Consider the following 24,742-nt stretch of genomic DNA (forward strand, 5'->3'; position numbering starts at 1 on the left):
AACTGAAACTGAGCCGCATGCTTTTTCAATTTAGATATCCAATGCCACTTTGCATTAAATACCCTGTTAGTTAAAATCCCTTGCATGGACAGCCCAGCTTTAGAAGGGCTGTCCCGCCAAACGCCCTCCTAATTCACCGATATAATGGCATTAAGAATAAGGTCTAGCAGAACACACCTGATACAAAGTCAGAGACCAGCATTGATGCGTCATCACTCTTTCTCCATACAAAAAATAAATCATTCCTTTCAAGCTCAGGAATCTCCATGGCCTGTATTTTACTCTGAGTTGGAAAGCACTTTTCTAAAATACTTTCCGGTACCAAGGAAAACCCCAAACCGGCACTTACGCAGGCGGTGATAACATCATACGACTCCATCTCCAATATCATATTAGGTCTGATTTTTTTACTCGAAAGTAGGTATTCAATCAGGTGTCGATAGCTACAGCTTTTTCTAAATGTATAAAGATCCAGTGTTTCCAAAAAGCCAAGATCGATGGTTGCCGGCAAGGACGGGGGCACAATCAACATTAATCGCTCTCTAAACGCCAACGTGCTGGAAAGCAACGGATGCTCTATGGGACCATCGGTAATGATGAGATCGAGTGCCCCTTCGAGTAACTCTCGCTCCAGATTGAGAGAGTTATCAGACCTGATATGCAATTCTATATTGGGGTATTTCATTCGATGATTGACGATGTATGAAGGCATGTGAGAGGACAGCACCCCCTCCAGAGCACCGACAAGAAAAACACCGTTTGCTGCAGTATTTCTATTGAATAAATGTTCAATATTGACAGCACGCAACAATAAGTCTTTAGCACTGCGGTAAAGTATGCGCCCCTGTGGCGTTATCAATAAGCGGTTCTTTTCTCGATTAAATAGCTTCGCCCCCAACTGCTCTTCAAGCTGTTTCAACCGAATAGTGATATTGGATGGAACACAATTCAGCTTCTTGGCCGCAGCGGCAATGGTTCCATTTTCGACAATTGCACAGAATAAGCTTAACTGATGTAGCTTCATTTTATCACTTGATTCCTTTCTTCTTACTATAAAACAGACTAATAATCTGCAGTTAAAATAAAACTCTCAGAAAACCTGCCGCCTCTAATCGATAAAAACCCCAGACAACGCTATTGTTGCAAGGCAGCAAGGCGTTCGCGAGTCGCCATATCATTAGGAAAATAGACGACCAGGCGCAATAAAGGATTTTGGTTAAGCGTAAAGGTCTCGTAAGAAGTTTCAAGCCGTGTGCCATCCGGATAAAACAACGGCCGATACCCGTTGGTTTTTTCCAGGACGCGATGCTGATTCCAGAGCAGGCGAAACAGATCGCTTCGTTCATAAAGCTCCGCATGCAGTTCAAAAAGATACGTGTCCTGTGGGAAAAGAGCTATCGCAAAACGCAACATAGCCGCCGTATCTTCAGCCTTCTCACGCCAGGTGGCGTAGCGGTTCTTTGCCTCATCATCCAGAAAAACCACTCGCGCCAGATTCAATTCATGTACACTTTCATCTGTGCCGGTAATCAGCTTTCTGGCTAAAAAATTCGGACTTATGATGTCAAGCCGTACATCCAGAAAATAGGCAGGCGTCAACACAAAGGACTCAATATAAAACTGCAGCGTTGCTGCGTCAGAATATATTTCCGTAGAGGAAAGAGGCCGCTCTCGGTTAAACAACAAGTACAAATATTGCCGTTCCGACGCGTCTAACCTGAGTACATCCGCCAGAACGGACAGCGTCTGCAACGAAGGGTTGCTCACTCGCCCCTGCTCCAACTTGGTATAATATTCTACGCTCAACCCCGCCTGCTCGGCCAACTCCTCTCTACGTAATCCTTTGACTCGTCTATTCTTTCCATCATCCAAAATGCCAAAATCAGTGGGTTTCAAGCGACATCTTCGGCTGTAAAAAAAACTGCGAATCTGCTCGATCAACATATTCATACAACATCCTGTTTCGTTGGGTCCGACGTTATCACGGGGCGTGAAATAACGTTATTCATTATTAATTAATAACACCTCATGACCTCTCCCGCCATTTTTATTTTCTGTCATATCGCCGAAGCAGAACGCCCGCCCTCGCTTGGAAACAATTATAACAAACTGGTACTGTCAGAGACTGTTTGGACAACGAGTAAAACGGTAAAGTTATGTCACCCACTGTTTTAACAAGAACACATTTATACACCTGCGGAGATGATCATGTATCAATTTAATCATTACACGGCCAAAGAGTTGGCGCTAGCCTATTTAGCGGGAATTAATCATAAACTGACTCCGGATGAGTTTATATTGGAAGTGAAACGGCAAGAGCAATGCTTCAGCAAAATATTAAACAAACAATATCAATCAGATGTTGTTATAACCAGCTGATAAACATAGCCATACCATTCATCTCTTCATACTTGTAACAAGGTGGCTCTGCCAGAGACTGGTTGGGCGCAATTTTGCGTTGCTATTATCCCTATGGCCCTCATGTTTGAAGGAAATCTGTATGTCTACGTTAAATAAACGAATCCTTTTCATTACCTATAACATCGGTGTGGAAAAAGATGAACTGCTTATCCCATTACGTCGCCTTGCCGCTAAAGGTGCAGAGGTTGTGCACGCGTCGGCGGAAAGCTTACGCGTGCAGACTTTTGTCAACGATACCGATAAAGACGAAATTGTTAATGCCGATCGACTGCTCAGCGATGAAATTAAAACCGCTGATTTCGATGCATTAGTCATCCCGGGCGGGACGGTCAACGCCGATAATATTCGTATCGACACGCACGCCATCAGGTTGGTCAACGAATTCATCACCGCCGGCAAACCCGTAGCGGCGGTTTGCCATGCCCCCTGGCTGCTGGTCGAAGCCGACCGCCTGGCGGGCAAAAAACTGACGTCCTACCATACGATGAAGAAAGACCTGACCAATGCCGGCGCCCGCTGGAGCGACGCCCCCGTGGTCCGTTCGGACGAAAATGGCTGGGTATTGATCACCTCAAGAAACCCAGGGGACCTGGAACCTTTCTCCCTGGCAATCGCAAAAGAATTAGGCTTATAAGGAACACAATGATGAATGAAGCATTCAAAGCGCAACATGCCGGTTCCGAACCCGGTTTTCTTACCAGAAACAACGTGGGTGAATTTAAAACCCAGGACTGGGATGAGAATGCTCGTCTGCAGGTCACTGATTATGTTGTTGAACGCATCACCTTTGATAGCCAAGGGGTGGAAATTGTCGGCAATCTCTTTTCACCGGCAAAATCAGCTTACCGCACCCCCGCAATCGCCGTGATGGGGCCGATCAGTTACGTGAAGGAACAGGCACCGTTGCAATACGCCAGCCGCTTGGTCAAACACGGTTTTACCGTACTGACCTTTGACCCTCGCGGTTTTGGCGAATCGTCAGGTGAACCGCGCGGCTATGACTGGGGCGCCAATAAAACCGAAGATTTGAACGCAGCGGTCGCTTATCTTTCGCAGTTGGACAGTGTGGATGAAGAAAGCATTTACGCGCTTGGGCTGTGCCAAGGCGTCAACTGGACCATTGATGCGGTCAATTCCAATCCGTTAATCCGCGCCACTGCCCTGATCGCAGGGCAGTATTTAGTGCCGGCAACCTGGATGCTCTACCTTCAGTCGCAAGAGGCGATCGACAATCGCGTTGGCATGGCGCTTAAGGCCCGTGAACGCTTTGAGCAAGCCGGTGAAGTAGAATACATCCCGGTGGTCAGCACAGAAGATAAATCGGCTTATCTGACCGCGGAAGCCATATACAATTTCTACGCTCCCTGGGCGCAGCATGACGTTCTGGCCAACCACCGTGGCCGCTGGGAGAATAAAATGACTCGCATGAGCGAAGCGGGGATCTGGGCACGAGACAGCAGTAAAGCGATCGCCGATCTGCAAAAACCCGTGCTAATGATCCACAGTGAACGCGCCGCGAGCGGAGAACAAATCCCGCGACAGCTGTTTGACAGCATTGGCAGCAGCAATAAACAGCTAGTCTGGTTTGGCGGCAGAAACCAACTCCAGTTCTATCAGGATCCGCTCACCGTTGATGCAGCAGTACCGCACGTCGCCAATTTCTTTAACAAGTTTTAATTCCACATCAGGCGTTCGCCGTTATCGAGCGGACGCCCTCACGAGCAGGATTTCACCATGTCCCACCCACGCAAAACAAACCAGGAAACGCTGGCGCCGCTGGCCACCCTTTATCAGGAAACCAAAAGATTACAGCGTAAACGCGGCAACTGGTCATACGTATTCGAAGACGCTGTCGGGCTCTACGACACCGTTAGCAATCTGTGTCCCACCAAGATACTGGAGTTAGGCACGGCCATCGGCTTTACCTCATGCGTTATGGCGCTCGCAGCTCCTCAGGCAGCGATCGACACTATAGATAAAGATGACGTGAACGTTGAACTTGCCCGACACAATACCGCCTGGCTTAGCCTTTCATCGCGGATAACTGTGCACCACGGCGATTTCAACACCGTCATCGATACGTTAGACACAGAATACGATTTTGCCTTCTTCGACGGTTTTGCACCGGAAATCACACTGCTCAAGAAGATACATCATCGTCTCGCATCACAGGGCGTTCTGGCCTGTTCCAATTTATCTCTCTGCAACGATGCCAGAGTCATGGCGTTTTTGACTTCTGCCGAAATCTGGCGCGAACTGCCGCCTATCGAGCAAGCCAACACGCGCATCTTCAGAAAACGCTCCGGATGAAGATCACACGCGGAAATTGCCTGTAGCAGAATTCGCCCGGACAAAATCATCCGCCTTGTCTAGCTAAACGCCGCGGCTTTCTATTCGCATCATTCCCTATTTCCCCCACTGACACTCTTGCCAGAGCGGCATCGTTGAATTCACTGACAAGGATAATTTCATGCAAAAAGTTATTATTCATAAAATGCTGGAGTGGCTCGAAGCCAGCCTGCAGAGTGACCTGACGCTGAATGCTGTTTCTCAGCGCAGTGGTTATTCCAAATGGCACCTGCAGCGAGAGTTCAAGAAAGTCACCGGCAAAGATTTAGGGCATTACATTCGCGTTCGCCGACTGTCAAAAGCCGCACTGGCGCTGCGCTTAACCCGTAACTCTATCTATAATATCGCCAAGCGATACGGATTCGACAGTCAGCAAGCTTTCACTCGTGCTTTCACGCGGCAGTTCGGCCTCTCCCCCAGCCGTTACCGCCAGCACGAAAAATGGGACATGAGCACGCTGCATCCCCCATTGCAAATCGACAGCGGCATAGTGCCGCAAACTGAATTTATGTACCTTACCCACCGGCGTCTAAGCGACCTGGCCAGGCGTTATTCCTCGATTTCATGGCGCGTTCATCCTCCGGCACTCGACGCACCTCATATACGGATGATGTTGTCATGCTTCTGCAGCGAAAAATCCGCTGTAACACCGGGAAGATATGCCGTGTTCCGTTACGCCGGGCCCCACAATAAGCTACTCGATTTCGTCCTCTCGCTGTATGACTCAATTCTGCCCCTCAACAGGTTAAGTCGCAGGGAAGGTTCAGATCTCAAACTGGTTTATGCTGAACAGGCGACAACGAGCGATCCCGGCACTTTTCGCTGCGATTATCTGATCCCGATCATCAGGCTGGGGTAAATCATCGCCGCAACATCGATTGAGTCTCGCCATCGGGCTATTGCCGGTACTCCACCTCGCTGACCGGCTCCAGCCAGGTCACCGGGCTGCCGTCCACCGCTTCGGCGATGGCGATATGGGTCATGGCGGTGTCCGGCGTCGCGCCGTGCCAGTGTTTGACGCCTGCCGGGATCCAGACGATATCGCCGGGGTGCATTTCCTGCGTGGCCTCGCCCCACATCTGGATCCAACCGCGCCCCTGAGTGACAATCAGCGTCTGGCCGAGCGGATGCGTATGCCAGGCCGTGCGGGCGCCGGGTTCGAAGGTGACGGTCGCGCCGCCCACCCTGGCCGGCGCGTCACCGGCGAACGGCGCGTCGATGCGTACCTGCCCGGTAAAATAATCCGCTGAACCGCGCTGTGATGGGATCGAACCGCTGCGTTGTATTTTCATCTGTCGTGTCCTCCGTGCCGGCTCTCACCGCCGGCGCTGATCGTCATGAGTGAGTGATGCCAAGATAGCGCCATGCTTTTCCGGCGACTAGCGGGTAAAATGCGCAAGGAGCTATGAGCTAAATTCATAAATCTGCGCGACAGTGCGCTCACCTTCCTCTTCGGTGCCGATATGTTGAAAGAAAACTTTAACGATCTGATCGCTTTCCTGATGGTGGCCAGGGAGCGCAGCTTCACCAAAGCGGCGGCGCAGCTTGGGGTTTCCCAATCGGCGCTCAGCCACGCTATTCGCGGGCTGGAAGAACGCCTGGCGCTGCGCTTGCTCACCCGCACCACCCGCAGCGTCGCCCCCACCGAGGCCGGTGAACGGCTGCTCAACAGCATCGGCCCGCGCTTTGCGGAGATTGAAAGCGAGCTGAACGCGCTGGGTGAAATGCGCGATCGGCCCGCCGGCAACATCCGCATCACCGCCGGCGAACACGCGGTGGATGCGGTGCTGTGGCCGGTGCTGCGCACTTTTCTCGTCGATTACCCGGATATCAACGTGGAAATCACCGTCGACAACAGCCTGACCGACATCGTCGCCGGGCGATTCGACGCCGGCATCCGGCTGGGGGAACAGGTGGCGAAGGACATGGTGGCGGTGCGCGTCGGGCCGGACATGCGCATGGTGCCCGTTGCCTCCCCCGCCTATTTCGCCCGTTACGGCCGCCCCGCCACGCCGCAAGCGCTGCAAAACCATCGCTGCATCAACATGCGCCTGCCCACCCTCGGCGGGCTGTACGCCTGGGAATTTGCCCGCGATGGCCGGGAGATCAAAGTGCGGGTGGAGGGGCAACTGACCTTCAACAGCCTGCGCCAGCGGATCGACGCCGCGCAGCTCGGCCTGGGCATCGCCTTTGTGCCGGAAGACACCGTCGCCGAGCCGCTGGCCGACGGCCGGCTGCAGATGGCGCTGGACGACTGGTGCCCGCCGTTTCCCGGCTATTACCTCTATTATCCGAGCCGCAGGCAGCACACCACCGCCTTTGCGCTGCTGATTGAGGCGCTGCGGCGCGGGGCTTAACGCCCGACGTTTTTCTGCAGATGCGCCGGGTAGCGATCGCCGATCACGTCGATAGCGGAAAGCGCGCGCTCAATCTCGCCCAGCTCGTCCGCCGCCAACGCGACCGCCGCCGCCGCGAGGTTTTCTTGCAGACGATGGCGCTTGGTGGTTCCCGGGATCGGCACGATCCACGGCTGCTGCGCCAGCAGCCAGGCCAGAGCGATCTGCGCCGGCGTCGCGCCCTTGCGCTGCGCTATCTGCCCCAGCACATCCACCAGCGCCTGGTTGGCTCGGCGCGCCTCGGCGCTGAAGCGTGGCACCTGGTTGCGAAAATCGCCGCTGTCGAAGGTGGTGTCCTCGGTGATGGCGCCGGTGAGAAAGCCCTTGCCGAGCGGGCTGAACGGCACCAGACCGATGCCCAGTTCCGCCAGCGTCGGCAAGATTTCACGCTCCGGCTCGCGCCACCACAGCGAATATTCGCTTTGCAGCGCCGTGACCGGCTGCACTGCGTGGGCACGCCGAATGGTCTGCGCTCCGGCTTCCGACAGGCCAAAGTACTTCACTTTCCCTTCGCGAATCAGTTGCTGCACCGTCCCGGCCACCTCTTCGATAGGCACCTCGGGATCGACGCGATGTTGATACAGCAGATCGATGGCCTCTACCCGCAGGCGCTTCAGCGAACCGTCCACCGCCCGGCGAATATGCTCCGGACGGCTGTTCAACACCTGTTGCCCCGCCGGCTGCGACAGATCGAAACCAAACTTGGTGGCGATAACGACCCGATCGCGCACCGGCGCCAGCGCTTCGCCCAACAATTCCTCGTTCGTGAACGGACCATAAATCTCGGCGGTATCGAAGAACGTCACGCCTTCGTCGACCGCGGCACGGATCAGCTCGATCGCCTGTCGTTTGTCGGTGGCCGGGCCATAGCCAAAACTCAGCCCCATGCAGCCCAACCCCAACGCCGAGACTTCCAGCCCTTCGCGCCCCAATTTGCGTGTTTGCATCTTCACTCTCCCGCTGATTGATACCGGCGCCGCCTGACGCGGCGCCGCTCCGGTGTGATGACTGTAAAACACGGTTGGCACCATGACTATGGGGCGAAATACGCTTAGGCTTATGAGCCAGGCTCATGAATCAAACGTCATCGTTGAGCGCTTGGCCGATCGCCTCCTCACACAGCAGGATGTTATGGTGATGACAAGCCAGCGGGATGACCCTCAGCCGCTCACAGACCGCGCCTAGCCCATTATCCGCCACCGCCAGCAGCGGCGCCGTGACCGCCTCCGGCAACTGCGGGTTCCTCTCCGTCGCCTTAAACAGCGTCACCTTGGTGGTCTGCAGCCTGCGGCTCAGACTCCCCTCAGACAGCCGTCGCTCCGCCTGCCCTGCGGCCATGGCGCGTGTAGCCGCCTCGCCTTCGATGCCCAGCACCGGCAGCAGCTGATCCAAGGGCAACTCCGCCGTAGCCTGCCGGTAGAAGCTGTCCAGCAGATACAGTTGCACGTTACGGCAGCCACGCGCCTCCAGGCGGGCGGCAATCTCCAACGCGATAATGCCCCCCAGCGACCAACCGAGAATGCGCACCGGCCCGGCGCCTTGCAGCAGACCGGAGGCGATCATCTCGTTCAGATACCGTTCGGCCAGATCGCCGAGCGAGTCGATAGCGGGTTGATGGTAAAGGTTATGGTTATCGACGCCATAGCAGTTGAATCGCCCCTGCAGCGGCTGGGCGAAAGCGTGGAATGCCTCCGCCCCTACCAGCGCCGGATGGATCATCCATACGACGGGCGCGCCCTCTGCCCAGCGGTTAAGCGGCAAGACCAGGCGGCGTTCGTTGGCGGCCAACAGGTTTTTCAGCGTGCGACTTTGCAACAGCTGCACCACCGGCACCGGCGCGGCCATCAATTCGCCCATGCCGACACACAGGGAAATGGCCTTGATCGAGGTGCCGCCCAGCAGGAAGAAATCGTCCGTCATGCCGACCTGCCCGCACTGCAGCGCCGCCTGCCACAGCGCACACAGCTGCTGTTCCAGCTCGTTCGCGGGAGCGACATAAACCTGCGGTTCGCTCGCCGCAGGCGTAGGCAACGCCTTGCGATCCAGCTTGCCGCTGGAGTTGTGCGGCAACGCTTCCAGCCGCATCAGCGCCGCAGGCAGCATGTACAACGGCAATTGCCCGCTCATAAAGGCCAACAGCGCCGATTCATCCAGCGGCGCCTCGCTGACGTAATACAGCGCCAGGCGCTGCCGATGCGCCTCCGACAGCACGACGGCGCAACAGGATTTTATCGCGCCGAACGCCAGCGCACATTGCTCGACCTCGCCCAGTTCAACGCGGTAGCCGTTGATTTTCACCTGAAAATCCATACGGCCGAGGAACTCCAGGTTGCCGTCCGGCAAATAGCGGCCGGCATCGCCGGTGCGATAAAGCCGCTCCCCCAGCTCCGGATGGTAGATGAATTTCTCTTCGGTCAGCGACGGATTGCGGTAATAACCGCGCGCCACGCCGATCCCACCGATGTATTGCTCCCCCGGCAAGCAGGGCGGCAGCACGCGCAGATGACGATCCAGCACGTAAAAACGCTGATGGGCCATCGCCTGACCGTAAGGCACGCTGGGCGCCAGGATCGGCGTCTCCGGGATGTCGTACAGGATCGACCAAATGGAGCTCTCGGTCGCGCCCCCGGCGCTGACGACTCGGCACCCCGGCCGCCATTGACGAATGCGCGCCGGCAGTTGGCGGGAGATCACCTCGCCCACCAGCACCACGTTGCGCAGTTGCGGCCACTGCGCCTGCGACGCGGCGGATTCCAACTGCTCTACCAACAGCGTCATCACCGAAGGCGCAGAGTTCCAGAAGGTCACGCCCTGAGTCATCAACAGCCGATGCCAGGCCTCAGGCTGATAGCGTTCGGTTTCGGACGGCATCACGATAGCGCCGCCCACCGACAGCAGGCCGAAAATATCGAACACCGAAATGTCGAAACTCAGCGCGCTGAGCGCCAACCCGCGATCGTCCGCGCCGAGTTCCAGCTGGCGCAAGGTATCGATGATGCTGTTCACCGCGCCGCGATGTTCTATCGCCACCCCTTTCGGCGCGCCGGTAGAGCCGGAGGTGAAAATGACATAGGCCAGCGCGGAAGGCGCCGGCAAGACAGGCTCTCCCGGCGCCGCCGGCGGTAACGCCGTGACGGCCCCCTGCGGATCGATGGTCAACAGCCTGGCCTCGCCGCTGGTCGCCCACTCCCGGCTGCTGAGGATAATTCGGGTCTGCGACTGCGCGACGATATCCAGGCGGCGGCGTTCCGGCCAGGCGCCGTCCAGCGGCAAATAAGCCTTGCCGGCCATCAGAATCGCCAGCACCGCAATGATTTGCGCCCGCCCTTTGTCCACCATCACCGCGATGGTATCGGCGCGCATGTCCGCGTGCTGACGCAGCTGCAGCGACAGCGTTAGCGCGCGCCGATACAGCTCACCGTAGCTCAGTTCGCCCCATTCATCGACGATCGCCAGCCGTTGCGGATGGCGATCGGCCTGACGGATGAAATCATGATGGATGGCGCGCTCAAAATCGTAGGCCGGCGGGCAGGATTGATGGAAGGCGCGTTGCCGCGCCATTTCACTCTCCGAGACCAGCGCCAACTGGCTGACGCGCTGCTCCCCGTGATTGACGATCTGCGTGAGGATGGTCAGATAATACTCGCCCAACAGCGCCAGCGTGGCCGGTGAGAACAATGCGGTGGCATAGTTGAAGATCGCCCTGCCGCCCTGCGGCGCCGGCTGTATGCTCAGCGTCAAATCGAATTTGGCCGCCTGGTAGTGCGCCAGCAGATCCTGCGGCGCCAGCCAGGCCGGCGCATCCCCCACTTCCTCCAGCGCGAACAGCGCCTGGAACAGCGGATGGCGCGACAGATCGCGCGGCACCTGCAGCAGCTCGATCAGCTGATCCAACGGCAAATTCTGATGCCGTTGCGCCTGCAGCACGCCGTCAAAGACCCGGTTTACATAGTCGTTCAGCGACGCCGCATCGTCGATCTGCGAACGCAGCGGCAGCGTGTTGACGAAGAACCCGATCGCCGAGCGGGTCTCCGCCACTGGCCGGTTGGCGACCGGCGTGCCGACCAGAATATCTTGCTGGCCGCTGAAGTAACCGAGCAGCAGGTTAAAGGCCGCGAGATACAGCGCAAACGGCGTGACGCCCTGGCGCCGGGCGAACTGCGTCGCCTGCATCGTCAGGGCCTCCGGCAGCGCGATGACGTGGTTGGCGCCGCGATGATCGAAGCGGGCCGGCCGCAAGAAATCGAGCGGCATTTCCAGCGCCTGCCACCCATCCAGCGCTTGTCGCCAATACGCCTTCGCCTCATCCGCCTGAGCGGATTCCAGCCAGCGCCGCTGCCAGACGGCATAGTCGCCATAGTGCAACGGCAACGCCGCCAGCCCGGCCTCTTGCCCTTGCCGCTGCGCCTGATACAGCACGTCCAGCTCCTGCAACAGCACCGGCTGCGACCAGCCGTCAAACGCCAGGTGATGCACCAGAATCAGGCTGTAAGTCACCCACCCGCCATCCGGCTGCGCCACCCGGTAAACGGCTGCCCTGATCGGCAATTCCGCCCCCAGCGCGAACGGCCGGTCGATATCCTGCCGCAGCCTGTCCGGCCAGTGCGCCGCCGCCAGCGTCACGCGCTCCAGCGAAAGCGTCAGTTCACAGGCACGGGCGACGGCGCTTTGGGATGGCATCTGGACAATCAGGCTGTGCAAGACCTGATGCCGGGCGACCACCGCCTGCAAACTGCGCTCGTAAGCCGCCAGGCACACCCCGTCGCCGAGACGGAACAGCATTGGCACGTGGTAGAGATTGCCGCCGCCGTTCAAATTCTCGATAAACCACAGCTGCAGCTGTGAAGAAGAGAGCGGATACTCGCGCTGCCGCAGCGGTGGGATCGACACCGGCGCGGCGCCCTGCTCCTGTTGCGGCAACGCGCGACACAGCGAGCGGATCGTCGGGAAGCGCCCCAGCTCGCTCAGTGTGACCTCGCGCGCCAGCCGCCGGCCGATCTGATAGCAGGCCTGGATAGCCAGAAGAGAGTTGCCCCCCAGCGAGAAGAAATTGTCCTCCACGCCGATATCCTGCCGCTGCAGCAGATCGCGCCACACCGCCAGACAAGCGTTCTCCCATTCGCTCTGCGCCGCGACGAACTCACGCGCCGCCCTTTCCGGCTGCGGCAACGCCTGTCGCGCTATCTTGCCGTTTTCGGTCAGCGGCAGCTGCGCCAGCTGCATCAGCGCCTGCGGCACCATGTAAGGAGGCAGTTGGCGGCTCAAATGCTGAGCCAGCGCCTGAGGGGCGATCGCCTCATCGGCAACGTAATACGCGGCCAGGCAGGGCTGCGGTTGCGTGACGAGCACGCAGCAACAGGCGGTCACGCCCGGATAGGCGAGCGCGGCATGTTCTATCTCCCCCAGTTCGATGCGATAGCCGTTCAGTTTGATCTGCTGATCGAGGCGCCCCATAAACTCCACGTTGCCATCCTCCAGCCATCGGCCCGCATCGCCGGTGCGATACACCCGCTCCTGCAGCTCGTCATGCCAGAAGAAACTCTCGGCGGTGCGTTGCGGATCGCCGTAATACCCGCGCGCCAGGCCTTCCCCCGCCAGATAGATTTCGCCTCGGACACCCGGCGCGGCGGGCCGCCGCCCGGCATCCAGGATATAGCAACGCTGGTGCGGCAACGGTTTGCCGTAAGGAATGCTGACCGACCGAATTTTCTGACCGCGCGGCACCTCGTACAGCATGGTGAAGATCGCCGCCTCCGTAGCGCCGCCGGCGCTGCAAAAACGGCCGTGCGGCGCCCAGGCCAGGCAGCGTTCCGGCAGCGAGGTGGCGATCCAGTCGCCCCCCACCATCACCGCCCGCAGCGCCGGTGCCGGCCCGGCCGTCAACCCCGCCCCGTTCACATAATCCAGCAACAGCTCCATCAGCGCCGGTGCGCTCAGCCATTGCGTCACCCGATGGGTCATCATCAGCTGATACCAGGCCTGCGGATTGGTCCGATCCCGCTCAGCCGGCATTACGACCGCGCCGCCGGCGCTCAACGGGCTGAAAATGTCGAAGATCGCCAGATCGAAGCTCAACGCGCTGAGGGCCAGGCTGCGATCCCGCTCGTTGAGGCCGAAATACCGCCGCACGCCCTCCAGCATATTCACCGCGCTGCGATGTTCGATCGCCACGCCTTTCGGTGTACCGGTCGATCCCGAGGTGAAAATGATATAGGCCAGGCTGTCGGGCCCGGCATCCAGCGCCGGCAGGCGCTGTTCCGGCAGCGGCAGCTGCGCCGCCAGCCCTGCGGCATTCAGTTCGATCAGATTGATCTCGTCGCAGGCCCAGGGCGCATCGCTGAGCAGCGTATTGATGCCGGCCTGCGCCATCACGTTCAGCCGCCGCTGCGGCGGCCATGCTGCCTCCATCGGCAAAAACGCCTTGCCGCACATCAGCGCCGCCAGCAGGGCTACCGGTTGCCGGCGCCCCTTGTCGGCGATGACGGCAATGGCGTCACCGGTCATCCGCCCTTGCACGCGCAGCTGAGTGGCAAGCGTCAGCGCCGCCGCGTGCAGCTCGCCGTAAGTCATCTCGCCCTGCTCGTCGACAACCGCCACGGCCTGCGGATTGCGCCGCGCATGCTGCACGAAGTCCTGTTGCAGGCTGCGTTCAAACGCATAGCCGAAGGCGGGCGACGCCGGCAGCGCCTGACTCTGCGGTTGCAGACGGATATTTTCCAGCGGCCAGTCGTCGTGGTGCGCCATCTGCTGCAACACGGCGAGATAGTAGCCGGCCAACCGATCCATCGACGCTTTGCTGAACAGCGCCGAAGCGAAGTTGAAGCGCGCGCGCATCTGCTCCCCCTGCGGCGTCAGCGTGAGCGTAAGATCAAACTTGGCGGTGCGTTCATAAGCGCTCAGATCGACCACCGACAGCCAGTCCGGGCGCGCCAGTGCGCCGCCTTCGCTCTCCAGCGCGAACATGACCTGGAACAGCGGATGGCGCGAAAAATCGCGCGGCAGCGCCAGGTCGTCCACCAGCGCTTCCAGCGACAGCGTCTGATGCTGCTGCGCCTGCAGCGTCGTGGCCGCGACCTGCCGCACAAACTCCACGACGCGATGACGCGGGTCGATCTGCCGGCGCAAAGGCAGCGTATTGACGAAGAACCCGATCAGATTCTCCAGTTCAGGGCGGCTGCGGTTGGCCAACGGCGTGCCGACCATGACATCGTTCTGGCCGCTGTAGCGGGACAGCAGCAACATGAACCCCGCCAGCATCACCGCATGCAGCGTCACCCCCTCTCTGCGCGCCAGCGCATCCAGCGCCTTCACCAGCGCCGCCGGCAACGGCACTTCGCTGTTGTCGCCGCGCTCGTCGAAGACCGCCGGCCGCAAAAAGTCCAACGGCAGCGAGAGTTGCTGGCAACCTGCCAGCGCTTGCCGCCAAAAGGCCAATTCTTCCGCCCGGCGCTGCACATTTTCCGGCGCTTGTTGCCAGCGCGCATAGTCGAGGTATTGCAACGCCGGCTCTGTCGCCTCACGCCACGTGCCGCGATAGCGCGCGTCCAGCTCCTGCAGCAGCACCTCAAGCGACCAGCCGTCAAAGACGATGTGATGGAACACCAACAGGCAAACGGTCGTTTCCCGCTCCGCCGCATCGCGGTAACGGTAGCGCGTGGCGCGCAGCGGCAGCTCGCGCGTCAAATCCATCGGCTGGCTGCAGGCTTGCGTCAGCGCGGCGTCAAATTCATCGGCGCTCAGCGTTAGCACAGGCACCGGCAACGCGGTGTCGCTGACCCACTGGCTGGCTTCGCCCCGATCATTCTGGCGAATCAGGCTGCGCAAGATCTGGTGGCGCTCGACGATCGCCTGCAGGCACTCCGCAAAACGTTCGTCATCGATATCCGGCGACAGCCGCAGCAGCACCGGCGACAGATAATGCGTGGCGTTCACCGACAGTTGCTGAACAAACCACAGCCGCGACTGCTGAAGCGACAGCGGCGCCTCCCGCAGCCCGCCGGGGAGGATCGGCAGCTCGTCCGGCGGCGCCTGACGCTGGGCAGCGATGTGCTCGCTCAGCGCGGCCACCGTCGGGTGCTGATTCAACGTTAGCACCGAGATCTTCGCCCCCGGCAGTTTATTCACTTCGTGGCACAGCCTGATCGCCATCATGGAGTTGCCGCCGAGGCGGAAGAAGTTGTCATCCACGCCGACATCGCCCCCCAGCAGCCGATTGAACAGTGCCGACAGGCGAATCTCCAGCGGCGAACACGGCCGGCGAAACGCCGTTTGCGGCTCGATCGGCAACGGTTCCGGCAATGCCCGGTAATCGACCTTGCGGCTCACCGTCAGCGGCAGCGCCGCCAGCGCCCGCATCGCCGAGGGCAACATGTAGTGCGGCAGCTGCGCCGCCAGCCGTTGCAAGATGTCGCCGGCCTCCGGCTCCGCGCCAGGTTGCGGCACATACCAGGCCGCCAGCTGGTCCGTAGTGCCGGGACGCAGACTCACCACCGCCTCGGCCACCCCAGGCAGCGCGCGCAGCTGCATTTCTATCTCGCCCAATTCGATGCGATAGCCGTTGATCTTGATTTGCTGATCGTGCCGTCCGAGGTACTCCAGACTGCCGTCGGCCAAGCGCCGCACTCTGTCGCCGGTGCGGTACAGGCGCCGGTACGGTTCACGCAGTTCAAAAGGATTGGCGGTGAACGCGGCCTCCGTCAACGTCGGCAGGTTCAGGTATCCGCGCGCCAGGCCGACACCGGCCAGGCACAGCTCGCCTTCCGCCCCCAGCGGCAGCAAGTTATCGTGCTCGTCAACCACATAGCAACGCATGTTGGCGATGGCGTGGCCGATATTGCGCGCGCCGTTGCGGCGATAAATATTCAGGCTGGCGCTGACCGAAGCTTCGGTCGGGCCATACATGTTGGCGACCTGCATGCCGCGGGCCAGGTAATGGTCGAGCGCTTCCTGCGCGCTCGCCTCGCCGCCGGTCGCGAGATAGCGCACCGAAGCCGGCAATTCAGGGAAGGTGCCAAGCAGCGCCGGCGGCAGGAAGCAGGCCTCGATGCACCAGGCCGTCATCTGTTCGCACAACAACGCCGGATCTCGTCGCTGCGCTTCGCTCGCGATGAACAGCCGGTGGCCGTTGCCCAGGGCCATGAACACCTCAAAGACGTGCGCGTCAAAGGCCAGCGAGGCGAACTGCAGGCAGTTGAGCGCATCCGGCTCATTGCGCAACAAACGCTGCGTATGGCCAAGCACCATGTTGGCTGCACCCCGGTGTTCGCACAGCGTGCCCTTCGGCCGCCCGCTGGTGCCGGAGGTGTAAATCACGTAGGCCAACTGCCGGGCGTCCACACGCGGCAAGCTCGCGGCATCCGCATCGGCGAGCGGTTCATCCGCCGACAGGCAAAGATCGCCCGGCGCCAATCGCTGCGCCGCGGCCTGCAACGCGCTTTCGGTCAGGACGATCGGGCTGTTTACCTCTTGCAGGATATAATCCAGCCGCTGCGCCGGCGCGGCGGGATCCAGCGGCACATAGGCACCGCCCGCCTTCATGATGGCCAGCATCGCCACCACCGCCTCCACGCTGCGCTGCAGATACAGCGGGATCAGCGTCTCCGGCGGCATGGCCACGCCGCGCAGCCGTTGATACTCCGCCTGCAGCCGCAGCGCCAAACGATCGCTGCGCTGCGCCAACTGGCGGTAGCTGAGCGATCCTTTGGCGTCGGTCACGGCGATGCGTTCCGGGTGACGGCGCGCCTGGCGGGCCAAGCCGTCGAGCAGCGTCGCTTCCGCATCGGCCGTTGCAGGCCCGCTCTCCCAGGCGTCGCGGCAGCGCAAAACCTGTTGCGCCGTCAGCTGCGGCCAAGCGGCAATCGGCGCATCCGGTTCGGTTAACGCGCGCTGCAATAGCCAAAGATACTGCTCCGCCATCTCCGCCATCTGGGTCGCGTCGAACAGATCGGGGCGGTAGCGCAGGCGAAACTCAAAGGCCTGCTCGGTGGGCTGATACTCCAGCAGCAGTTCCGAACCGGCCAGATCGACATTGAACCGGTGATTGACGCCAATGCGACACCCCTCGAGCGCCAGCGGCGCATCTTTCAGGTAAGCCTGGGTAAAGTTGACGTTCAGCTGACGCACCGGACTGAGGCTCAGCATGTCATAAACCGGTAATTGGCTGTGCCGCAGCTTGCCAGCCACCTTGAGCGCTTTGCTGTAGGCCAGCGTCGCGCGGTACAGCTGATTGAACGTGGCTCCCGGGGCGAGGGTCAAGGGAAACACCGCAGTGTTGACCTGTGCGCCGAAGAACAGCGCCTCGCCACCCTCCGGCGCGATGGGATAACCGATATGCACCGTTTCCTGCGCAGATTGTCGGGCGATCAGCAGCGCCCACAGCGTTTTGAAGATCAGGAAAGGATTGGCATACCTGACGCCGGATTTCAGCGCTTGCCACTCAGCGAACGGCAACGCAAAGCGCACTTCGCCGGCGCCGGGCGCTTCGGCCGCTGCGCCGGGGAGATAAGGCAACGCCACGCGCGGGGCGCATTCGGCCAGCATGTCGCCCCAGAATGACGCGGAACCGAACTCGTGTTTCAACGCCGCGATATCCGCCTCATAGCGCCGGTACAATGTGCTGATGTCCGTTTCATCCGCCTGCGGCGGCGTCACCGCCGTGCCGCGATTGTAATAGGCGGAAACGGCGCTGTAGAACTCCTGTCCGGACAGGCCGTCGATCAGGATGTGATGAACGACAATGATCAGGTTATAGCGCTGCGGAGCCAGCTCAATCAGATAGAAGCGGCACAGCGGCCCTTCCCGGAGATCGAACGGCGCATTGATTAACTTACCGACATCGCAATCGGCATCGAGCGTTTCCAGCGCAATTTTTTTCGCCGACCTTACCCAGCGTAATTGCGAGGCGCTGTCATCCAGAACGTGGTGAAACAGAATATAGTCACGGCAAACCCCGTCGATCGCCGCGCGCAGTCGGCCGACGTCCAATTCTCCCTCAATCGTCTGATCCAGCACCAGGTTGTACTCGCAGGAGTGTGGATTGAGCATGTACTCATTCCAAAATGTGTGGGTATAGGGTGAAGCGATGAGCGCGTCCATAAATCAATTCCCTTTTAATATATTCCGTAAATATATAAATAGATACTTATGCATGACATAAATACCGTAAGCGTTATACGATTGAGCTGTTAACTGAAAACCTAAAAAACATAAGAGGGAATATTATTTTATTTTTATAAAAAATAAAGCCACAAAAATACAAATAAATAAATATGATAAAAATCAATCATATATAATATGTTTTTATTTTCCACTAATGAATTAACCACATTGCATTCATTAATAAAATAAATGAGATAAACAAATTAAAAAAACGAATAGGATTATGTTTAATATAAGCCTGGGTAATTTAAAAACGCCCGGCACATCGCTATTGAATAGAGAATTTTCTTAATTGAAAACACGCCTCTTTCGGCTGCGCTATTCCAAAGCATACGATATCGGAATATCCTATACTCTTTGCAGGATGCAGTTTCCTTCCCCTTGAATGCCGGTACAGGGAGTCAAAAATGGCTATTTTCGCCCCCTTGCGGGCAACTCTTTCAGCATTATTGGCAGAATTATCTGATGAATAAAAAACGTCCCGCCTTGACCCCGGCAACCCTGTTATTGCTGCAGCCGATCTGTATCGGCTCGGCCCTGGCGGCGGAGCAAAAAGACAGCGACACCCTGGTGGTGATGGCGCAACCCACCGGATTGACGGAGCTGGGGTCGCCGGTCTCCGTCAGCGTGATCGACGGCGAAGACCTGCGCAACGCCGCGCCGCAGATTAACCTGTCGGAAAACCTCGGCAGCGTGCCGGGCCTGCAGATCCAAAACCGGCAAAACTATGCGCAGGATCTGCAGCTGTCGATACGCGGGTTCGGTAGCCGCTCGATGTTCGGCGTGCGCGGGGTGCGCATGTACGTCGACGGCATTCCCGCCACCATGCCCGACGGCCAGGGGCAAACCTCCAATATCGACATCAATTCCGTCGAACGTATCGAGGTGCTGCGCGGCCCCTATTCCGCGCTGTACGGCAACGCCTCGGGCGGGGTCATCAATGTTGACACCATTACCGGCACCCAGCCGCCGACGCTGGAAGCCGGCGGCTATTTCGGCAGCGACAACACCTGGCGCTACGGGGTGAAAGCGACCGGCGCCACCGGCGACGGCACCCAGGCCGGCGACGTCAACTACGCCATCTCCGGCACCCGCTTTACCACCCAGGGCTACCGCGATCACAGCGCCGCGCGGAAAAACCTCGGCAACGGCAAGCTCGGCGTGCGGCTGGACGACGTCAGCACCCTGACGCTGATGTTCAACAGCGTCTCGATTGACGCCAGCGATCCGGGCGGCCTGACCGAGGCGGAATGGAAGGAAAACCCGCGCCAGGCGCCGCGCGCGGATCAATACAACACCCGCAAATCGCTCGACCAGACCCAGGCCGGCCTGCGCTATCAGCGCCAGATGAGCGAGCGCGACGAACTGACCCTGACCGCCTACCACGGCGAGCGCCACACCACGCAGTACCAATCGATCCCGATGGGGCCGCAGCTCAACCCCACCCACGCCGGCGGGGTGATCGTGCTGGAAAGAAAATATCAGGGCATTGACACTCGCTGGAAGCATGAGGATACTCTCGCATCGTTACCGGTAACACTGATCGGCGGTCTGGATTATGAAACCATGACCGAACGCCGGCAGGGGTTCGAAAACTTTATTCTGCGAGACGGCACAGTGGACTACGGCGAGAAAGGCGACCAGCGGCGCAACGAGAAGAACCGCATCTGGAACCTGGATCCTTACCTGCAAACCTCCTGGCAACTGACGCCGCACTGGACGCTGGATGCCGGCCTGCGCTACAGCACGGTCAGCTTCGACTCGACCGACTATTACATCACGCCGCGCAACGGCGACGACAGCGGCAGCAAGCGTTACCACCAGTGGCTGCCGATGGGCTCGCTCAACTACAAGATCAATCCGGCGTGGAACCTTTATCTCTCCGCCGGCCGCGGCTTTGAAACCCCCACCATCAACGAGCTCTCATACCGCCCCGACGGCCAGGCGGGCCTCAACATCGGCCTGCAGCCGTCTACCAGCGACACCGTCGAGCTGGGCAGCAAGCTGCGCCTCGGCAACGGCCTGGTGAGCGCCGCCCTGTTCCAGACCGAGACCGACAACGAACTGGTGGTGGCGGAAAGCAGCGGCGGGCGCACCAGCTATGCCAACGCCGGCAAAACCCGGCGGCGTGGCCTCGAACTGGCGCTGAATCAGGAGTTTGCGCTGGACTGGCGCCTGAATATGGCCTGGACGCTGCTGGACGCCACCTACCGCAGCGATATGTGCGGTAAATCCGGCTGTACTCCCGCCGGCAATCGCCTGCCGGGCATCGCACGCAATATGGGCTACGCCTCGCTGGCCTGGGCGCCGCCGGAAGGCTGGCACGCCGGCGCGGAGCTGCGCTACATGAGCGACATTCAGGCTAACGACGCCAACAGCGCGCAGGCGCCCTCTTACACCGTGGCCGGCGTAAACGCCGGTTATCGCTTTACCTGGAACCGCTGGGCGCTGGACGTGTTCAGCCGGGTAGACAATGTGTTCGATCGCCGTTACGTCGGTTCGGTGATCGTCAACGAAGGCAACGGCCGCTATTTCGAGCCGGCGCCGGGTCGCAACTGGGGTGGCGGCGCCACCTTGTCTTACCGCTTTGAATAAGGCAAAGCACCTTAAGGTTAAAAAACGGGATGGGTTTTACGTCACCCTAGCGGCTTCCCGCTGAAATATTAGGGATAAACCGCGTGTTTTTTCCGATTTGGCTTAATCTCTAAATCGGGGACTTTCATTTTTGGTAAGGGTATTGCTATGCAAAATAAAGCGTCACTATCGCCGCTTATCGTCATAACGGCGCTATTTGCCGCGCTGAGCGGGCTTTATCTGCTCGGCGGCGGCATTTGGCTGGCCAAGTTGGGCGGTTCGCTGTATTACATCATCGCCGGGCTGGTGCTGCTGGCGACCTCCTGGCTGCTGTTCCGCCGCCGCGCCACCGCGCTGCTGCTGTACGCGGTATTCCTGCTGGGCACCACTATTTGGGCCCTGTGGGAAGTCGGCCCGGACTTCTGGGCGCTGACGCCGCGCCTGGACGTCACCTTCTTCTTCGGCCTGTGGCTGGTGCTGCCGTTTATCTACCGTAAGCTGGTCGCCAACGGCAAGTTCGCCTATGGTGCGCTGAGCGCGGCGCTGGCAATCACCGTCATCGCACTGGCCTATGCCGTATTCAACGATCCGCAAGAGATCAACGGCACTCTCGACGCCGCGCAGGTGCAGCCGAAAGACGCCAACGGCGCCGACTGGCCGGCCTATGGCCGCACCCAGGAAGGCACCCGTTACTCGCCGCTGAGCCAGATCAACGACAAAAACGTTGGCCAGCTGCAAGAGATTTGGCGTTTCCAGACCGGCGATCTGAAGACCGCCAACGATCCGGGTGAGATCACCAACGAAGTCACGCCGATCAAGATCCGCGATACCCTTTACATGTGTACGCCGCACCAGAAGCTGTTCGCGCTGGATGCCGCCACCGGTAAAGAAAAGTGGAAATTTGATCCGCAGCTGAAGTACAACCCGACCTTCCAGCACATCACCTGCCGCGGCGTGTCTTACCACGAAACCGCTGCAGCCGCGGGCGCCGCCGGCGATGCTGCACCGGCGATGTGCGCACGCCGCATCATTCTGCCGGTCAACGACGGCCGCCTGTTCGCGCTGGACGCCGACACCGGCAAACCGTGCCCGGACTTCGCCAACAACGGCGAGTTGAACCTGCAGAGCAACATGCCGTATGCGACGCCGGGCCACTACGAGCCGACTTCGCCGCCGGTGATCACCGATAAAGTGATCGTCATCGCCGGCGCCGTGACCGACAACTACTCCAACCGCGAGCCTTCCGGCGTCATTCGCGGCTTCGACGTCAACAGCGGCAAGCTGCTGTGGGCCTTCGATCCGGGCGCGAAAGATCCGAACGCCATCCCGGCGGACGAGCATCACTTCGTGCCGAACTCGCCGAACTCCTGGGCGCCGGCCGCCTATGACGCCAAGCTGGATATCGTCTATCTGCCGATGGGCGTTTCCACGCCGGACATCTGGGGCGGCGATCGCACCCCGGAAATGGAGCGCTACGCCAGCGGCCTGTTGGCGCTGAACGCCTCCACCGGCAAGCTGGCCTGGTTCTATCAGACGGTACACCACGACCTGTGGGATATGGACGTGCCGGCGCAGCCGACCCTGGCGGACATTACCGACAAGAGCGGTAAAAAAGTGCCGGTCATCTACGTGCCGACCAAAACCGGCAACATCTTCGTGCTGAACCGCACCAACGGCGAGTTGGTGGTGCCGGCGCCGGAGAAACCGGTACCGCAGGGCCCGGCCAAAGGCGACCGCCTGTCGCCGACCCAGCCGTTCTCCGAGCTGACCTTCCGTCCTGAGAAGAAACTGACCGGTGCGGACATGTGGGGCGCGACCATCTATGACCAGCTGGTCTGCCGCGTGATGTTCCACAGCCTGCGTTACGAAGGCACCTTCACCCCGCCGTCCGAGCAGGGCACGCTGGTGTTCCCGGGTAACCTCGGCATGTTCGAGTGGGGCGGCCTGGCCGTCGATACCGATCGCGAAATCGCCATCGCCAACCCGATCGCGCTGCCGTTCGTGTCCAAGCTGATCCCACGCGGCCCAGGCAACCCGATTGAGCCGCCGGAAGGCGACAAGGGCGGCAGCGGCACCGAGTCCGGCGTGCAGCCGCAGTATGGCGTACCGTTCGGCGTGACCCTGAACCCGTTCCTGTCACCGTTCGGTCTGCCGTGCAAACAGCCGGCCTGGGGTTACATTTCCGCCGTGGATCTGAAAACCAACGACATCGTGTGGAAAAAACGCATCGGCACCGTGCGCGACAGCTCCCCGCTACCGCTGCCGTTCAAAATGGGCATGCCGATGCTGGGCGGCCCGGTGACCACCGCCGGTAACGTGTTCTTCATCGGCGCCACCGCAGACAACTACCTGCGCGCCTTTAGCGTGACCAACGGTGAAAAACTGTGGGAAGCGCGCTTGCCGGCCGGCGGCCAGGCGACGCCGATGACCTATGAGGTCAACGGCAAGCAGTACGTGCTGATCTTCGCCGGCGGCCACGGTTCCTTCGGCACCAAGCTGGGTGACTATCTGGTCGCTTACGCCCTGCCCGACCAGAAGTAACCGCTGCAGTTAATACCACGCAAAGCACGCCGCAAGGCGTGCTTTTTCTTTTCCCGCCCCGCCGACTGCCCCTCGTAATACCCTTAATTTTTTCACTCTCATTATTGATAATGGTTATCATTCGCAATATTATGGGTGCGTGGCCCCGGCAGCGGCCCGAAATCCTTCTCCAGCTTAATGGGCAATACAACGATCGGCCGCCTGCGGGCGGCTTTATTCGGAGGCGCATGGTCGACCATACTCGGAAGCATCGAAAGAAAATTCTGCAAGCGGCGGTGAAGACGCGGCGCGCCGCTCTGCCGCTCGCGGCGAACTCCCCCGCCACTGCGCATTTTATTGGTTTGCCCCATCAGACGGAGGCCGTGCTGGTGCACTTGGTCGGCCATGATGACGCACAAGAGGAGCATGAATGAACCTGCAGCCCTTTACCGCCATGCTGATGTTCGCCTACGTGCTGTTTATGGTGCCGCTGCTCTACATCATCGACAGCCGGCTGAGCGCCAGCAAACTGGTGCGCAAAGCCACACAAAACGTCATCATCATCGTGTTGACGCTACTGTTCTTCAGCGCGATGACGCTGCTGTATTGACGCCGCAGCGGTTCCGGCGCCAAGCCGCGCACCTGAACCGCACCCCTCTCCTCGCGACCGCTCTACGGTTTTCAGGCCCCCTTGCCGCAGCCAGTGGTATAAATCGACGTTGCGTTTGAACCCCAGTTTTCTCATCGCTGCCTGTTTGTGGTTACTGACGGTCTTCACGCTCAACGCCAAATAACGCGCTATCGCCGTCGGCGGCATTTCCCAGGCCAGATAGCGCATCACATCCTGTTCGCGGCGGGTAATGCGCTGCCGCTCGCACCAATAACAGCGGCGCGCTTCGCTATCAGACGTCTGCAACGCCAGCGCCTGTTCCACCCGGCTCAGCACGAGGCCGATCGTATCGTTGCGAAAGATCACACCCGATTCGCTGATGCAGCGCGGCTTGTCGCGCCAACGGGTGTCATCCGGCGCACGCAGAGAAAAATTAATCTGTTTACCGCCCTCCGCGGCACGCAGGCAGAATCGCGCCTGCCAATCCCTTTCCACGGACTGGAACACCATATCCGCCTGCGCCGCCGCGGCGGGATCCAGCAATCGAACCGGAATCGCCCTGCGGGCAAAATAAGGCAGCAGCACCCGCTGCAGCCCTTCAATAAAAAAGCGGTCGTTATCGATGAACGCCAGGGACAGACTATTCCCCATCGGTACCTTCTCCATGAAATCTCCCTTTTCGCACCCAGATGCACGTCATCCTTTCCGCTTATCA

At 59.6% G+C, this 24,742-nt stretch carries 16 protein-coding genes; 9 read left to right on the forward strand and 7 right to left on the reverse strand.

All coding sequences use genetic code 11. The annotated features are described in order from the left end of the window. Positions 1-163 precede the first annotated feature (163 nt). A complete protein-coding gene (locus ACJ8PI_RS11250; protein WP_060430518.1) occupies positions 164-1,024 on the reverse strand; it encodes a LysR family transcriptional regulator in 861 nt (286 codons plus the stop codon). Between the two features lie 110 nt (positions 1,025-1,134). Further along, positions 1,135-1,950 carry a helix-turn-helix domain-containing protein gene (locus ACJ8PI_RS11255; RefSeq protein WP_060430520.1) on the reverse strand — a complete coding sequence of 272 codons (816 nt, stop codon included), beginning with the start codon at positions 1,948-1,950 and terminating at the stop codon, positions 1,135-1,137. Between the two features lie 258 nt (positions 1,951-2,208). Here ACJ8PI_RS11255 and ACJ8PI_RS11260 point away from each other — a divergent pair, with 258 nt between their 5' ends. The 5 genes from ACJ8PI_RS11260 to ACJ8PI_RS11280 all read left to right on the forward strand — a co-directional run bounded on the left by ACJ8PI_RS11260 (position 2,209) and on the right by ACJ8PI_RS11280 (position 5,629). Beyond that, the gene (locus tag ACJ8PI_RS11260) at positions 2,209-2,379 is read left to right on the forward strand and encodes a hypothetical protein (RefSeq protein ID WP_172837482.1); all 171 of its coding nucleotides are present in this window, start codon (positions 2,209-2,211) and stop codon (positions 2,377-2,379) included. A 121-nt stretch (positions 2,380-2,500) separates the two neighbouring features. Continuing rightward, positions 2,501-3,055, forward strand: coding sequence for a DJ-1/PfpI/YhbO family deglycase/protease (locus ACJ8PI_RS11265; protein ID WP_060430522.1), 555 nt, complete (start codon positions 2,501-2,503; stop codon positions 3,053-3,055). 11 nt (positions 3,056-3,066) lie between these two features. Beyond that, positions 3,067-4,098: an alpha/beta hydrolase gene (locus ACJ8PI_RS11270; protein ID WP_060430525.1), complete on the forward strand. Its 1,032-nt coding sequence runs from the start codon at positions 3,067-3,069 to the stop codon at positions 4,096-4,098. A 57-nt stretch (positions 4,099-4,155) separates the two neighbouring features. After that, positions 4,156-4,731, forward strand: a complete 576-nt coding sequence (locus ACJ8PI_RS11275) for an O-methyltransferase (RefSeq protein ID WP_060430527.1) — start codon at positions 4,156-4,158, stop codon at positions 4,729-4,731. A 160-nt stretch (positions 4,732-4,891) separates the two neighbouring features. Then, positions 4,892-5,629 carry a helix-turn-helix domain-containing protein gene (locus ACJ8PI_RS11280; RefSeq protein WP_060430529.1) on the forward strand — a complete coding sequence of 246 codons (738 nt, stop codon included), beginning with the start codon at positions 4,892-4,894 and terminating at the stop codon, positions 5,627-5,629. Between the two features lie 37 nt (positions 5,630-5,666). Here the strand turns inward: ACJ8PI_RS11280 and ACJ8PI_RS11285 are convergent, their stop codons facing one another. Next, positions 5,667-6,062 (reverse strand): (R)-mandelonitrile lyase, encoded by a 396-nt coding sequence (locus tag ACJ8PI_RS11285; RefSeq protein ID WP_164134315.1) that lies wholly within the window; start codon positions 6,060-6,062, stop codon positions 5,667-5,669. A gap of 171 nt (positions 6,063-6,233) precedes the next feature. On the opposite strand from ACJ8PI_RS11285, the gene ACJ8PI_RS11290 reads away from it, so the two are divergent. Then, complete coding sequence (locus ACJ8PI_RS11290) at positions 6,234-7,127, forward strand: LysR family transcriptional regulator (protein ID WP_033647876.1); 894 nt, start codon at positions 6,234-6,236, stop codon at positions 7,125-7,127. On the opposite strand, the gene ACJ8PI_RS11295 is transcribed toward ACJ8PI_RS11290, so the two are convergent. Beyond that, entirely contained in the window at positions 7,124-8,113 is a 990-nt protein-coding gene (locus ACJ8PI_RS11295; RefSeq protein WP_060427839.1) for an aldo/keto reductase, read from the reverse strand. The two genes, ACJ8PI_RS11290 and ACJ8PI_RS11295, sit on opposite strands and share 4 nt — an antisense overlap. A gap of 130 nt (positions 8,114-8,243) precedes the next feature. Continuing rightward, on the reverse strand, positions 8,244-18,260 hold the full coding sequence (locus tag ACJ8PI_RS11300; protein ID WP_164134314.1) for a non-ribosomal peptide synthetase: 10,017 nt from the start codon (positions 18,258-18,260) through the stop codon (positions 8,244-8,246). 528 nt (positions 18,261-18,788) lie between these two features. Between ACJ8PI_RS11300 and pqqU the strand changes: the two genes are divergently transcribed. After that, positions 18,789-20,918, forward strand: coding sequence for a TonB-dependent receptor PqqU (gene pqqU / locus ACJ8PI_RS11305; RefSeq protein ID WP_368735069.1), 2,130 nt, complete (start codon positions 18,789-18,791; stop codon positions 20,916-20,918). 147 nt (positions 20,919-21,065) lie between these two features. Continuing rightward, on the forward strand, positions 21,066-23,438 hold the full coding sequence (locus ACJ8PI_RS11310; RefSeq protein ID WP_060451670.1) for a glucose/quinate/shikimate family membrane-bound PQQ-dependent dehydrogenase: 2,373 nt from the start codon (positions 21,066-21,068) through the stop codon (positions 23,436-23,438). 101 nt (positions 23,439-23,539) lie between these two features. Here ACJ8PI_RS11310 and ACJ8PI_RS11315 read toward each other — a convergent pair whose 3' ends face one another. Then, on the reverse strand, positions 23,540-23,824 hold the full coding sequence (locus ACJ8PI_RS11315; RefSeq protein ID WP_154611584.1) for a hypothetical protein: 285 nt from the start codon (positions 23,822-23,824) through the stop codon (positions 23,540-23,542). Positions 23,825-23,847: 23 nt separating this feature from the next. Here ACJ8PI_RS11315 and ACJ8PI_RS11320 point away from each other — a divergent pair, with 23 nt between their 5' ends. Further along, a complete protein-coding gene (locus tag ACJ8PI_RS11320; RefSeq protein ID WP_164134313.1) occupies positions 23,848-24,027 on the forward strand; it encodes a hypothetical protein in 180 nt (59 codons plus the stop codon). On the opposite strand, the gene ACJ8PI_RS11325 is transcribed toward ACJ8PI_RS11320, so the two are convergent. Continuing rightward, positions 23,992-24,693, reverse strand: a complete 702-nt coding sequence (locus ACJ8PI_RS11325) for a helix-turn-helix transcriptional regulator (RefSeq protein WP_080434115.1) — start codon at positions 24,691-24,693, stop codon at positions 23,992-23,994. The two genes, ACJ8PI_RS11320 and ACJ8PI_RS11325, sit on opposite strands and share 36 nt — an antisense overlap. Positions 24,694-24,742 lie beyond the last annotated feature (49 nt).

Source organism: Serratia sp. CY82433, from assembly GCF_052166535.1.
In the GTDB taxonomy this organism is placed as follows: Bacteria; Pseudomonadota; Gammaproteobacteria; order Enterobacterales; family Enterobacteriaceae; genus Serratia; species Serratia sarumanii.

Bases quoted from the DNA above. Each gene is read 5' to 3' on its own strand.
- ACJ8PI_RS11250 (WP_060430518.1), bottom strand. From the start codon at position 1,024: ATGAAGCTACATCAGTTAAGCTTATTCTGTGCAATTGTCGAAAATGGA.
- ACJ8PI_RS11255 (WP_060430520.1), bottom strand. From the start codon at position 1,950: ATGAATATGTTGATCGAGCAGATTCGCAGTTTTTTTTACAGCCGAAGA.
- ACJ8PI_RS11260 (WP_172837482.1), top strand. From the start codon at position 2,209: ATGTATCAATTTAATCATTACACGGCCAAAGAGTTGGCGCTAGCCTAT.
- ACJ8PI_RS11265 (WP_060430522.1), top strand. From the start codon at position 2,501: ATGTCTACGTTAAATAAACGAATCCTTTTCATTACCTATAACATCGGT.
- ACJ8PI_RS11270 (WP_060430525.1), top strand. From the start codon at position 3,067: ATGAATGAAGCATTCAAAGCGCAACATGCCGGTTCCGAACCCGGTTTT.
- ACJ8PI_RS11275 (WP_060430527.1), top strand. From the start codon at position 4,156: ATGTCCCACCCACGCAAAACAAACCAGGAAACGCTGGCGCCGCTGGCC.
- ACJ8PI_RS11280 (WP_060430529.1), top strand. From the start codon at position 4,892: ATGCAAAAAGTTATTATTCATAAAATGCTGGAGTGGCTCGAAGCCAGC.
- ACJ8PI_RS11285 (WP_164134315.1), bottom strand. From the start codon at position 6,062: ATGAAAATACAACGCAGCGGTTCGATCCCATCACAGCGCGGTTCAGCG.
- ACJ8PI_RS11290 (WP_033647876.1), top strand. From the start codon at position 6,234: ATGTTGAAAGAAAACTTTAACGATCTGATCGCTTTCCTGATGGTGGCC.
- ACJ8PI_RS11295 (WP_060427839.1), bottom strand. From the start codon at position 8,113: ATGCAAACACGCAAATTGGGGCGCGAAGGGCTGGAAGTCTCGGCGTTG.
- ACJ8PI_RS11300 (WP_164134314.1), bottom strand. From the start codon at position 18,260: ATGGACGCGCTCATCGCTTCACCCTATACCCACACATTTTGGAATGAG.
- pqqU (WP_368735069.1), top strand. From the start codon at position 18,789: ATGAATAAAAAACGTCCCGCCTTGACCCCGGCAACCCTGTTATTGCTG.
- ACJ8PI_RS11310 (WP_060451670.1), top strand. From the start codon at position 21,066: ATGCAAAATAAAGCGTCACTATCGCCGCTTATCGTCATAACGGCGCTA.
- ACJ8PI_RS11315 (WP_154611584.1), bottom strand. From the start codon at position 23,824: ATGGCCGACCAAGTGCACCAGCACGGCCTCCGTCTGATGGGGCAAACC.
- ACJ8PI_RS11320 (WP_164134313.1), top strand. From the start codon at position 23,848: ATGAACCTGCAGCCCTTTACCGCCATGCTGATGTTCGCCTACGTGCTG.
- ACJ8PI_RS11325 (WP_080434115.1), bottom strand. From the start codon at position 24,693: ATGGAGAAGGTACCGATGGGGAATAGTCTGTCCCTGGCGTTCATCGAT.